The following is an 11800-nucleotide window of genomic DNA, read 5'->3' as shown; positions in this document are numbered from 1 at the left end:
GGGCTGACGTGAAGTTAACGCATCTGCCGCATTCAAGCCAGGAAAGCTGTGACAAATTTGTGCGGTGCAAAATGAATTCAGATCCGGGCAAGAGCAGGTTTCTGAAATCTTCTACCCGCGTTCAACGATCTCCTGCTGTCTGACATGCCTTGCTGCAGACGCAGAGTGTAGGGCAGCCTTAGTGGGTCGGCGACGCAGCAAACACCGATGTTTTCGTCCGCGCTTCGATCCAGGGTGTATAATCGTTAGGCCGACCCGAGATCCGCTTCGGGTCTCCGGGTCGCATAGCGAAGGAGGGTGCTATGCAGACCAATGTCGAACTGGTGCAGATGCTCTATAGGGCGTTCGGCGACGGGCGGATCGACACCATTCTGGAGCACTGCTCGGACACCATCGCATGGGACTGCGTCGGCAATCCAGCCTGGGTGCCACTGGCTGGAACCCGCAGCGGTAAGGACGCGGTCCGGCGCTTCTTCGAGGACTTGGCTCGCGGCTTTACGTTCGAGGAGTTCTCCCCCGACAGCTTCCATGACGCCGGCGATCACGTGTTCTGCTTCGGACACTCGAGCTCCCGCGCGGTTGCGACCGGGCAGACCATCGACGACCGCTTCCTGCATGCCTTCCGGATCGAGAATGGCAAGGTGGCCGCGTTCACCGAGTTCATGGACACCGCGGCAGTTGCCGTCGGATGCGGAACTCTTCGGGTGGCCGGAGAAGGGGCTAAGGCTGCCTAGGGTCAAGATGGGAATGGCGCCGAACCAAGCTTGGACGGAGGCGAGCATGCTGGATGTGAAAGTCCCTGACGATCTGTGGGCCACGGCGACCCTGCCCGAAGGCGTGCTGGAGCGGTGGCTCGTGCCCGATGGGTCCACCGTCGCCGCCGGGGATCCCGTCGCGGCCATTCGGCTCGAGGAGGCGCTGCACGAGGTCATCGCCCCGGCACCAGGCCGGCTTGCCATTGCGGCGGCTGAAGGCGCGGTGATCGAGCCGGGAACGCTGCTGGCCCGTCTGGATGCCGGAAGTATTAGCGGTGGTGGTAGTTGATCGCCCAGTAAGAGGCGAGACGATGATGAACACAACATCTGACCGGGGCGCCTGGAGATGAGAGGAGGAACTCATGAAAGTCAGTGAAGTCATGACACGGGATGTTCGGCTGATTGAGCTCACCCAGACCATCCGGGACGCGGCGAAACTGATGGCCGAGATGGATGCCGGCATCATGCCGGTGCGTGAGGGTGATCGGCTGGTCGGCATGATCACCGACCGTGATATCGCGGTTCGCGCGGTGGCCGAGGGTAAGGGCCCCGACACACCGATCCGCGAGGTGATGACCCAGGACGTGAAGTATTGTTACGAGGATGACGACACCAACGACGTCGCCCGCAATATGGCCGACATCCAGGTCAGGCGCCTGCCGGTGCTCACCAGGGACAAGCGCCTGGTCGGCATCATCTCGCTGGGTGACATGGCCATGTCGGATGGCTCCGGTCGCGTTGGTGAAGCCGTGGCCGGCATCTCGCAGCCGGGTGGCCAGCACAGCCAGACCGGTGGATCCCGGACCTGAGGTGGGATGTAGGGGAGGGGCCCGACTGTGGCCCCTCCTCCACAAGAGTTCACTTAGGTTGACGGGGTCGGGCCGGGGGACGCCTCATGATCTGGGTTCGCAGGATCATCGCCCCGGCCGAATGGAGCGAGGTTCAGGATCAGTTCGAGAGCGGGTTCGTGAAGCTCGGATGCCCGGGCCAAATGATGCTGGTGGCCACGACCGGCCCCGGTCCGATCATGCTCTTCGCCAGCCTGCCCAATCCGGGCCCTCTGCATGCTTTGGCAGGCTTTGAGCGGATCGAGGACAGCGAGTTGCCGTCGCAAGCTTCGCTTCTCGTCGGTCATCCCCAGGCCTTCGAGAAACGCTTCACGTATCCAAAGCGGAGGCCATCAGCCTAGAGCATCGGACGGTTAAACGGACGCATAGCCGGCAGCTTTGAGGTAATTCCAACATTCTTGCGGCTCAAACAAATCGCAGATGCCCCCGAGCGCTCGCCAAAGCGCATCGAACGTTCGCGCCTCGGCCTTGCGCAAGTGGGCTTTAATCTTGGCGAAGGCCTGTTCGATTGGATTAAGATCGGGCGAATAAGCCGGCAGGAACAGGAACCAGGCGCCGCGTTGCTTCAGACACTGCGCGGCCTTTTCACTCTTGTGGACCGCCAAGTTGTCGAGGATCACCACGTCACTTTCGTGCAGCGTCGGCGCGAGCTGCGTCTCGATGTAAGCCTCGAACGCCGATCGAGTGATCGGGCCGTCGATGATCCAGGGCGCGCTCAACTCGCTGCAACTCAGCCCGGCCACAAAGGTATGCGTCTTCCAGTGTCCAAAGGGAGCGCTCATCCGCAGCCGCTGGCCTTTGCGCGAGCGCCCCCGCAGGCGGGTCATCTTGGTGTTGACGTAGATACCGTCTGAGCGGTCAAGTCCGATGGGCAAGCGGAAACTGGTAAACGGTCCCGCTCCTAAGCACGCCAAAGCAGATGTGAACCAGTTTACGCATGGCGGCCCCTAAGGTCGACATCTTGGCCTTGCCTCGCTCAAGCAGCCGCTGTTGCTGGGCTTTGATGTCCGGGTTCAGCTTTGTGGCAACCACAGCTGCCATGTAAAGCGCGGCGCGCAGCCGGGAGTTGCCGGCTTTCGAGAGCCGCGGCCTTCCTCGAACGCTCTTCCCCGATTGCCGTTCAATTGGCACCAGTCCCAGAAAGGCTGCGGCTTGACGAGCAGTCTCGAATGGGTGGCTACGTAGCAGAGCAAGCATTCGCATCGCTGTCTTTGGACCCACCGCAGGAATCGTGCGCAGTCTCTCCAGATCGGCCTGCAAATCCGTGTGAGCGGCAAAGTGCTCGGCAATCGCTGCCTGCAGAAGCTTACACTGAGCTTTCAGCGCCCTGATGTTCGTGACAAAGGAACGCTTGATGGCGCCGGAGCAGCCACGAACACACGCCTGCTCATATCGGTTCTGCTCCCGGCGAAGATCGCCCTCCAGATCATCCAACCGTGCGAGAAGGGCTTGCAACTCGATCAGGGGCTCGGCGGGAGGGATCCACGCTTTCGGCCGGGTCAGGCAGCCGTAGCGTGCCAGGAGCACCGCATCGATCTGATCGGTCTTGCTCAGGACAGCCATGCCTCTGGCGAAGCTGCGGATTTGGGCAGGGTTGACGAGGGAAACCGTCATGCCTTTGCTCGCCAGCAGCCGAGCCGCGAGTTCATGATAGGCGGCCGTCGGCTCGAGAACCGCATGAATTTCCAAAATCTCAGCCTTGGAAACCTTCATCACCCAAGCGGCGGCTCTCTCAATGCCATCCAGGGTATTGGGAAAGGACTTCTGGCCAATGGGCCGCTCGCGGCCGTGAACGATAACCGCGCAATCCAGTCTCTCCTTTGCGACATCAATGCCGAAGTACACCGTCATAGAGCTTCCTCTCGTCAGGAATGCCCCTTGCGCTGATCAACCTTGTCAATGCAGGTTTATCCGTCTCGGGATGACCTTTGATACCGTCCGATCTCAGCTGGGGCGCGTGGTGAGGCCGGGCGCACCATCTACATCGCAGACTTCTGTCTTATGTCTCATTCGAGCTATCCCGGCCTCATGCTGTGGGAATGACCCGCAACGCCCATCAAATACAAGGTCTCATCAAAAAACACCAAGCGGTGCGGCTGTTGGCGCATGCGGGGCTGACGGTGAGTATGCCAGACGCGGCGCTCATCCCGCACGTCGGCGCGTGCGCACTCCGCCGCCATCAGGGCTTTTTTTATAACTGAAGCCGCACCGGCACAGGAAACGCGAGAGCATCGCCGGGGCTGCCACCACCCCATGTTCCTCCAGAAGCCGGGCCGCGAGTTCAGGCATGGTGATGGCGGGCCTTGCCTCGACGGTCTGGATCAGGAAACTCTCATAAGGCACCAGCTTGCCGCCTCCCGGCGGGCGGCCTTGCCGGGCTGGCGCCGGCGAACCGGTGTCCCGCGTTCGCCGCACCAGCTTGATGGCGAAGCTCTCGCTGACATCAAAGTGCTCAGCGGCCGCCCGGCAGGAATGACCTGCCTGGACAAAGTCGGCCACCCGCACCCGAAGATCGAGAGAATAGCAGTGACCCATGATCCACCTCCCGTCGGACGAAGTGAATCACAGATCGCACCAGCCCAAAACCCTGGGAGTCGGATTTCCAGTCCGGTGCTCTAGGGCTCTCAAAGACCTGCCGCAAGCTCGAGCTGTCGTTCTTCACCTATCTCGGGGATCGGCTCGGCCTGAACACGGATCAGCCGAAGATCTTACCGCTGGCCGATCTCATCATCCACTCAGCCTGAGGCTTGGCCCCCGAAACTGCCCCGATTATATGTTGCCCGAGCGCCGAAGGTCCAAGCGGCAACGAAGGGTAATGGATCAAGTCGCCTTCTTATGGCGAGGATCATACCTCACAAGCTCGCCTGTCAGCTTCTTTCCCTCGTCGATCAACCTCTTAGCCTTCTCGCGCAGCTTGTTCTTTTTCGCATTGCTGCGATGCTTCTCACTGCCTTTGCCCATTGTTAATCTCCCGGATCTCGATGTCTCGTTGTAACGACGCCTCGCAGACACGGTTCCAACCTCTCGCCCGCTGTTCAGATGCCAAGCTCTGACACGAAGCTGCCGTTTGCAATTTTCGTTCTGCGTTTGAGATTGGCATCGCTGGACACGTGCCCTGATGTGCGGACAAGGTCGGGGTGCGTCTCGTAAACGGCACGCAGCTGGGCCTCAGGCGGTGCGGATCCTGTCATCGAGCAGAATGGCCATCTTTCGCGCAAGCCGGCGGCGGATGACCGTGTCGCTGACTTCAAGTTGGAGGGCGCGGGCCTCGCGGGCTAGCACCTCTTCCTTCAGGCGACAAGAACGCTGAGTTCAGCATCGGTCGGCGGGCGGCGCCATTGGCGTGCCCACATCTCCTTCAGCCATTCGGTATCCGCAGCGGTGATCCAAATGACCGGCAATGACGTGCCGGTCTCCTCACCTGGGAGAAGGGCTGCATAGGCGGCAAACAGCAACCCGCCGAGGGCGAGAAAATGCAGCAGCCCTTCCTTCAGCAGCCTCATGACTCACTCCTCCGTGCCTCCAGTATTCATGGGATTGGGAGTATTGCGCAATCGGTAGGGGTCTCGGCTTGGCAACCATGGAACCGCGCCTTGCGGGGCAAATCGACTGTGATCGTTCCGACGTCGTCGGCGGCACAGGACGTCTGCTGATCTCCTCGCCAAGGGATGAGCAAGCGTCACCATCCCACCTCATTCGAGCGCTAGGATCGTGGACATGCCCAGCCTCGACCTGATGACCGAGCGGGAGCTGCTCGCGCACCTCCATCAGCTTGCCGTTGAATGTGACGGGCTCGACCACCGCATCGCGCTCGCGGCCCACCGGCAGCGGTTCGCCCAAACGTCTCGGGATGCCGAACAGGCCGCAGGAGACGAGCAGACCCTCCTGACCGAGCTGAGCCGGCTCATGGATCGGATGCGGGCGACCGAGGGCCACCTGCGGCGGGTGAGGGGCCAGCTTCGTCCCCTCCAGCCCCACGACACACTTGTCGGCTGACCCATCAGGGCCAGCCGCTTCCGGTTCATCCTGACGCGGCACCCAGGTCCACCTGCTCGGCCGGAGGACTAATGATGATCTTTGAGATTGATCCGCTCATCGCTTCGGGCGTGGTGCTGGCAACGGCCACGACCGATGCGGCTTACGTCTTCTTCAACGCGGCCGTGGTGGCCCGGCACCGGATCCGGGCGGCGAATTGGAGCGCCATCTGGTACCTGCTCTCTGCCTTTGCGGTGATCAGCTACACGGAGCAGGCAGTCTACGTTGCCTTCGCAGCCCTCGGCTCCTGGATCGGTGCCTTCGCCTCGGTTACCTGGCTGGCGCGGATCCCGCCGATGAAAGCCTGATGGGATGAGCCATCCGGGAGGCAAACCGCTATCCCCAGGTGTGAGCTATGGCTGATATCCTGGAGAGCATAAGGAATTGTGGGGCTCTCAGTCATGGGTTTGTTTCAAGAGCCACCCTTGCAACACGTTGACGCTGGCATCGAATGGGACTGCACTCCAGCGCTTCATACCTGCCCCACGAAACCTTATGCTCTCCTGAGAGGAGACTCGACCGCAGAGACCTCGCGCCCTCTGTCGGTATAAGAGCAAGGGCAGGAGACTTTCGATGGCCCTGACGGGCGTTTACGGCGGGAGGGCAGGGCAGGGCAAAGGTGAAGAGCGGACCTTGTCAAGGCCGCGCTTAACGGCCGAGGTTGACCGACGCAGACCTTCCCAGACCTTGGTTCTGTCCTGCGACTGCAGACACGTGGACCCTTTTGCGTGCAATGATCATCAGCGACGCACCGGCTTGTCAGTCATCCCGGATGATGCTGGCCCTTGCAATACGAGAGCCACCTCGGGGGCACGGGCTGTCGCCGAAGTCTAGCCCGTTGTAGACGCAACGCCCCGTTGTTCGGACGCCGTGGAGCCGCTGCCTGCGCTATGCCACGGCTGCTTTTCCCGTCCCAAAACCGAAAGCTACTCAGAAGTTTAGGCCGAGCAAGAGACGGGGTCTGGGTTCCAGGCCGAATTACAATGAGCGTCATCAGGCCTAGTCCAAGTCGCTGCAACGGAACCAGCCGGAGAGGATCGAAAAACCACTTGCGAGAGCTCTCGTCTCCAAAAGGATTAGCCCTTAGGAGGGCGTTCGCTATCGGGAACTGCCCTGGTTCAGAAAGGTTAATGCCTCGTTGAGTGTGATCTTAGGACAGCTCTCCTACACAGTTACGTCTCGTCCGAGCTCAATGGGCGAGCCGGAGCGGACGTTCACGCCTGTGTTGGACCAGAAACTATCGCAAGGGGCCAAAATCTATGGACCAAAACGTCGTCTACAAGGCGCAAATCCTTCCGCTTGCCCGTAATCCCCTCCACCATGTGACCACCTATCTTCTCTGCCGGAACAACCTTCTGCGCACCGGCATTGCCCAGCTTCTAGCAGGATCCAAGTTCAGTCTCGCAGGCGATCCGTCTGCTGGTGTGCCAGACCTGTCAGACACGAACGCCAATCCTCCCACGCTCATCCTGATCTGTGAGAGCCTCTCGGCGGAGGGTTATGGGGAACTCATCCGTGAGCTGAAGGAGCGTTGCCCGGGCGCTCGACTGGTGCTCCTGGCAGACCACCTGGAGCCGCAGGCAATCGGGCACTTGATTGAGGCCGGTCTGAACGGCTTGTGTTCAACGGGCATGTCGCAGGACGCCATGCTCAAGGCATTGGAGCTGGTGATGCTGGGAGAAACCTTCCTGCCGGCGTCAGTTGGCTTTGCCCTGCTCAGCCAAGTTGCAGCTCAGAAACCAAAGCTGATGGTGATCAGCGGCAATCCCGCCTTGGAGGCAAGCAGATTCTCTGACCGGGAGACCCAGATCCTGCGGCTGCTCACAACGGGTGCCTCAAACAAGCTGATCGCACGCGAGCTTGGCCTGGCTGAGGCGACGGTGAAGGTTCACATCAAGGCCATCCTGCGGAAAGCCAAGGCCGAGAACCGCACCCAGGCAGCCATGTGGGCCACGCAGTTCCTCCATCCAGAAACAAGCCAAGAGGATAGGCACCTCGCAACCTAAGGATGCCTGCAGCATCTGCAGCGGAAAACGAGGCGGTCATGCCGCCTTGTTTCCTTAGAACGTGCAGCGGTTGCGTGGAAGCGGCAGAGCTGATTCCATAGGGTTGGTTGTGGTCGGCGGGGAGGCGGCCCGTGGGGAAATGTTGCCGTCGGTCCTTCCTCGTCATTACCTTGGCAGTGGAGGCGTCCTGCGGATGCTTCAAGCTTTGAACCATAAAGCAAAGCCGCAGCCAAAACAGGAACGCCCCGGCTGAGGGCTGTCTGAAACCTCAACCAAGGCGTCGTGCGGCTTTTGAGGAAACCCGCGGACCAGAAGTTAGGTCAGAGCGGGGAGGTGTCAACGCCACTAAGCGTCCGGGTCCTGTGTGACCGACATCCGCAGAACCATCTGCTGGTCTGGGTTTCTAAGTGGAGTAACAAGGGGCGCTTTGCCAAGCGTGAACAGCGCCACAAGCGTGAGGAATATGTGAAGTTTGGAGAAGGGCACGAAAGCACCTGGGTACGCAAAAAACAGGAGCGGGTTTTGGCCCTAAGATCCTGAATCAAACCTTTCTGGCACAACGAAAAAATAGGCCTCTTTCACCGGAACTTTCACGCCGTTTGCGCACTGCCCAGAGCAGCGGCCGAACGCCCGGATTCTTATCCACATCCGCCCACAGACGGGGTGTTTCATGCCTCATCACTTGGGGCCCGCAAGAGATCCATTCCTCCTCCGCGGCCGGTACGTTCGCTTGGGCTTGGCATCCTTGCCCAGCAGGCGGCGAGATCCTGCAGCGCTGCCGTCCAGTGAGAGGATAGCCAGCCGGGCGAGCATGACCCCACGGTTCACAGCAGCTTCTCGAGCAAGAACGTCCACCACCATCATGTGCCGTGCCGGCATAGGTATCGTCACGCGGCGCATACCGCCGCGGCCGGCCAGCTTGATCTCTCTCTGACGGACCAGGCGGATGATCCGGCACACGTTCTGGCCGAGGCGCTCTCCGATCTCCTCAGAGGAAAAACCGTCAGCCCCCAGCTCGGGGATCTGCGCTATCAGTTTCGCCCGCTCGGCCGCCGGGGCAGGCCTCATGAGCTGTTCCACCCAATTCATTGAGCCATCCACTACTGTCTCCCTGTTATTGAACCTGCTTGGGTGCAGTTGAAATACCAGCGGTCGTGGATAGGATCGTATGGCCCAGCCAGCCTCGGGCACAGTTCAAGATCATCCAAGCCGTCTCTATAACTCGCTGTGTCATTGAGCCGGCCCTCATTGTCTTGAAAGGGTCATGGATGGCTCCAGCTTCATCAGCATGAAGCACGTGGACATGCGCAAGCTGCCGGCGGCAAGTCATTGGGCTCCGGGAGCGCGGGCTGACCTACCGGGCGATTGCGGCCCAGGTTGGGCTGTCGCCAACCGGGGTCTTGGACATCTGCCAGCAGTTTGCGGCCGAGGGCGCGCCGGGGCTGGTGAGCAAGCCACGCGGGCGCAAGCCGGATGAGCAACGGCATGACTGCTCCGGTTGCTTCCGGCTGGAGCATTTGCCGGGTGGGACTTGCACCCACGGGAAAGCGCCGCCTTGTCACGGCGCACACCCTGATCGGACGTTGAACGGCTCCTCCCTTGCCCGAGAAACAAAAAGGCCGCCTCTGGGAGACGACCTTCTCATAATCCGAGCGCATCCAGCGTCACGGCACGATCCTGCCTACAAAGGCCCAATGGTCTCCTTGCGGATCCTTAAAGCCGTCGCGCTCTCCGCCTAGCGAACGATGCCTCGCCGCCCGTGACCCAGAAGAAGCCGATAGGCTAGCCGGGCCGCAACGCGCGCCGTCTGGTCGTCCCGGTCGAGGACCGGGTTCAATTCGGCAATGTCGGCGAGCGCGAGCTTGCCGGAGGATATGACGTCGTCGATTAGGTCCTCGATGATCTCAAGCGCCACGCCTCTCGCCGCTGGAGCCGATACTCCAGGGGCAACTGCCGCGGGCAGCACATCAAGATCGATCGACAGGTAGACTTTGTCCGCTGCGATCAATCTCTGCGCCAGCCCTGCACGAAGGTCTGGGCTTTCGCTTTGCCGCATCTCTTCGTCGAGCCGGTACTCGACACCAAGCTGGCGGGCCCGATCAAATAGCGCCGTGGTGTTGGAAAGCTCGCTGATGCCGAAACAGAGATAATTGAACGCGGTGCCATGCGCCGAGCAGAACTCGGCGATCTGGCGGAACGGTGTGCCCGAGTTAGGAACGGGCGCGAGACGCAGGTCGAGATGCGCATCGAGATTGATCACAAGGATCCTTGTCGTGGCAAGCCGGTCGCTCAGATGTTTCGCCAGGCCGAGAAAGCTGCCATAGGCGACCTCGTGCCCACCGCCGAGAACAACGGGGCGCATATCGCGGTCGAGCAGCGTGGCAACAGCGTCGGCGAGACGCTCCTGTGCACTTGAAAGGTCTCCATCCGTGCAAGCGACATCTCCTGCCTCAAAGATCTCGACGGGATGATGCACCGGCAGCCGTTCCAGCATGCGACGGATGGCGGCAGGCCCTTGGGCCGCTCCGACACGGCCGAAGTTGCGGCGCACGCCTTCGTCGCTAGCAAAGCCGATGAGAGCGGATCCACCCCGGACGTCGGAAGTGAGCGGGCGTATGACATCCTCGACGCGGAAGACCGACCCGACCTCGCCCTGGTCACTCGGCAGACCCACTCGGGCCGCCGCAGATTCTTTGAATGTCATGAGATATCAGTTCCGCGTGATGACAGCCTGCAGGAACGAACCCGTGCGCGGGTTCTGCGGGGAGCTGAAAACCTGCTCGGGCGGACCGGCCTCGATGATTTGCCCGGCATCCATGACCATGACCACGTCGGCGACCTCGCGGGCGAAGCCCATCTCGTGTGTCACCACGATCATCGTCATGCCCTCCCGCGCGAGCGCCTTCATCACCTGCAGGACCTCGCCCACGAGTTCGGGATCCAGAGCCGAGGTCGGCTCGTCGAACAGCATGACACGCGGCTGCATGGCGAGTGCACGGGCGATCGCCACCCGTTGCTTCTGGCCGCCTGAGAGCGTTGACGGATAGGCGGCTGCCTTTTGGGCAAGACCGACCTTGGCGAGAAGTTCATGCGCCTGCGCGTCGGCCTGGGCCTTCGAAATTTTGCGCAGCTGACGAGGTCCGACAGTGACATTCTCCAGGACCGTCAAGTGCGGAAACAGATTGAAGGACTGGAATACCATTCCGACCTGCATGCGCAGGGCATTGAGCTCGCGATCGGGGATGAGCTGGCCGTTCTTGACCAGATCCGTTCCGCAGATCGTAATCGACCCTTCCTCGGGCACCTCGAGCGCATTGCAGCAGCGCAGGAGTGTACTCTTGCCCGAGCCGGATGGACCGATGATGACGACGACCTGCGACGGCTGAACTGACAGGGCGACATCATTCAGGACTCGGTGTGAGCCGAAGCTCTTTCCGATGCCGCGCACCGCCACGATAGGATTTGCGGTAGTGCTCATTGCACGACTCCCCCGGCGCGAAGGCGCGTTTCCATATGGCGCAGCAGAAGGCCAGTCAGGCTGGTGAGGATCAGGTAGACGAAAGCGATGGCCAAATAGACCTCGAGGGAGCGGTATGAGACCGAAATGATCTTCTGCCCCTCGTGCATGAGGTCAGCGATGGTCAAAAGCGAGACGAGCGCGGAGTTTTTGATGAGCGCGATGAACTCGTTGCCGAGCGGCGGGATCATGCGAACCACCGCCTGCGGTAGGATAATGATGCGCATCGCTTCGCGGTAGGACATGCCGAGAGAGCGCGCGGCCTCCATCTGGCCGCGGTCGATCGACTGGATGGCACCGCGGACGATCTCCGACACATAGGCGCCCGAATAGATGCCGAGGCCCAGCACACCGCAGACGAAGGCGGGCAACAGGATGTTGAACTGCGGCAGGCCGAAGAACAGCAGGAACAGCTGTACCAGAAGTGGCGTGCCCCGGATGAAGGTGACGTAGCCTGTCGCAAGGCCATAGACCAGCCTCTTGCTCGGATCGAGCCGCGCGATGCCGATGAGAAGGCCGAGTACGCAGCCGAGCAGGAGCGACGCAGCCGTTATCTCAATGGTGACGACGGCGCCGTGAACCAGCTGGGGCCAGCCCTGCCAGACGGGAGTGAAATCTAAAGTCATCCGGGACACACTC

16 protein-coding genes and 1 pseudogene are annotated in these 11800 nt (G+C 61.1%); 8 read left to right on the top strand and 9 right to left on the bottom strand.

The genetic code is table 11. The annotated features are described in order from the left end of the window. Positions 1-302 precede the first annotated feature (302 nt). From NF876_RS02285 to NF876_RS02270, 4 genes are all read left to right on the top strand, one after another. The gene (locus tag NF876_RS02285) at positions 303-734 is read left to right on the top strand and encodes a nuclear transport factor 2 family protein (RefSeq protein ID WP_210808953.1); all 432 of its coding nucleotides are present in this window, start codon (positions 303-305) and stop codon (positions 732-734) included. A gap of 46 nt (positions 735-780) precedes the next feature. Further along, the gene (locus tag NF876_RS02280; protein WP_210808956.1) at positions 781-1044 is read left to right on the top strand and encodes a lipoyl domain-containing protein; all 264 of its coding nucleotides are present in this window, start codon (positions 781-783) and stop codon (positions 1042-1044) included. A gap of 73 nt (positions 1045-1117) precedes the next feature. Then, on the top strand, positions 1118-1564 hold the full coding sequence (locus NF876_RS02275; protein WP_210808959.1) for a CBS domain-containing protein: 447 nt from the start codon (positions 1118-1120) through the stop codon (positions 1562-1564). 86 nt (positions 1565-1650) lie between these two features. Next, on the top strand, positions 1651-1944 hold the full coding sequence (locus NF876_RS02270) for a hypothetical protein (protein ID WP_210808962.1): 294 nt from the start codon (positions 1651-1653) through the stop codon (positions 1942-1944). A gap of 12 nt (positions 1945-1956) precedes the next feature. Here NF876_RS02270 and NF876_RS02265 read toward each other — a convergent pair. The 5 genes and pseudogenes from NF876_RS02265 to NF876_RS02245 all read right to left on the bottom strand — a co-directional run. Continuing rightward, positions 1957-2454, bottom strand: a pseudogene (locus NF876_RS02265) (IS630 family transposase); the annotation flags it as partial. 7 nt (positions 2455-2461) lie between these two features. Then, positions 2462-3454 (bottom strand): transposase, encoded by a 993-nt coding sequence (locus NF876_RS02260; RefSeq protein ID WP_210804862.1) that lies wholly within the window; start codon positions 3452-3454, stop codon positions 2462-2464. Positions 3455-3745: 291 nt separating this feature from the next. Continuing rightward, the gene (locus NF876_RS02255; protein ID WP_210806785.1) at positions 3746-4138 is read right to left on the bottom strand and encodes a helix-turn-helix domain-containing protein; all 393 of its coding nucleotides are present in this window, start codon (positions 4136-4138) and stop codon (positions 3746-3748) included. A 285-nt stretch (positions 4139-4423) separates the two neighbouring features. Further along, on the bottom strand, positions 4424-4564 hold the full coding sequence (locus tag NF876_RS02250; RefSeq protein WP_210806787.1) for a hypothetical protein: 141 nt from the start codon (positions 4562-4564) through the stop codon (positions 4424-4426). 329 nt (positions 4565-4893) lie between these two features. After that, the gene (locus tag NF876_RS02245; protein ID WP_210806789.1) at positions 4894-5106 is read right to left on the bottom strand and encodes a hypothetical protein; all 213 of its coding nucleotides are present in this window, start codon (positions 5104-5106) and stop codon (positions 4894-4896) included. A gap of 214 nt (positions 5107-5320) precedes the next feature. On the opposite strand from NF876_RS02245, the gene NF876_RS02240 reads away from it, so the two are divergent. From NF876_RS02240 to NF876_RS02230, 3 genes are all read left to right on the top strand, one after another. Then, positions 5321-5599 (top strand): hypothetical protein, encoded by a 279-nt coding sequence (locus tag NF876_RS02240; RefSeq protein WP_210806791.1) that lies wholly within the window; start codon positions 5321-5323, stop codon positions 5597-5599. Positions 5600-5670: 71 nt separating this feature from the next. Continuing rightward, positions 5671-5946, top strand: coding sequence for a hypothetical protein (locus NF876_RS02235; RefSeq protein ID WP_210806793.1), 276 nt, complete (start codon positions 5671-5673; stop codon positions 5944-5946). A 951-nt stretch (positions 5947-6897) separates the two neighbouring features. Further along, positions 6898-7644: a LuxR C-terminal-related transcriptional regulator gene (locus NF876_RS02230; RefSeq protein ID WP_210806795.1), complete on the top strand. Its 747-nt coding sequence runs from the start codon at positions 6898-6900 to the stop codon at positions 7642-7644. Positions 7645-8322: 678 nt separating this feature from the next. Here the strand turns inward: NF876_RS02230 and NF876_RS02225 are convergent. Continuing rightward, the gene (locus tag NF876_RS02225) at positions 8323-8712 is read right to left on the bottom strand and encodes a hypothetical protein (protein WP_262267366.1); all 390 of its coding nucleotides are present in this window, start codon (positions 8710-8712) and stop codon (positions 8323-8325) included. A 260-nt stretch (positions 8713-8972) separates the two neighbouring features. Here NF876_RS02225 and NF876_RS43355 point away from each other — a divergent pair, with 260 nt between their 5' ends. Then, positions 8973-9383, top strand: coding sequence for a hypothetical protein (locus tag NF876_RS43355; protein ID WP_373696615.1), 411 nt, complete (start codon positions 8973-8975; stop codon positions 9381-9383). On the opposite strand, the gene hutG is transcribed toward NF876_RS43355, so the two are convergent. The 3 genes from hutG to NF876_RS02205 are packed head-to-tail and all read right to left on the bottom strand — an operon-like array spanning position 9380 to position 11787. Continuing rightward, positions 9380-10348: a formimidoylglutamase gene (hutG, locus tag NF876_RS02215; RefSeq protein ID WP_210806799.1), complete on the bottom strand. Its 969-nt coding sequence runs from the start codon at positions 10346-10348 to the stop codon at positions 9380-9382. The genes NF876_RS43355 and hutG overlap by 4 nt on opposite strands. A 6-nt stretch (positions 10349-10354) precedes the next feature. Then, a complete protein-coding gene (locus NF876_RS02210) occupies positions 10355-11122 on the bottom strand; it encodes an amino acid ABC transporter ATP-binding protein (protein ID WP_210806801.1) in 768 nt (255 codons plus the stop codon). After that, positions 11119-11787 (bottom strand): amino acid ABC transporter permease, encoded by a 669-nt coding sequence (locus NF876_RS02205; RefSeq protein WP_114948035.1) that lies wholly within the window; start codon positions 11785-11787, stop codon positions 11119-11121. The genes NF876_RS02210 and NF876_RS02205 overlap by 4 nt, the downstream gene beginning before the upstream one ends. Between the last annotated feature and the right edge of the window lie 13 nt (positions 11788-11800).

It is taken from the genome of Microvirga yunnanensis (assembly GCF_025460875.1).
Note: the sequence above shows the minus strand (reverse complement) of the source record. Positions and strands in the feature narration are given on the sequence as shown.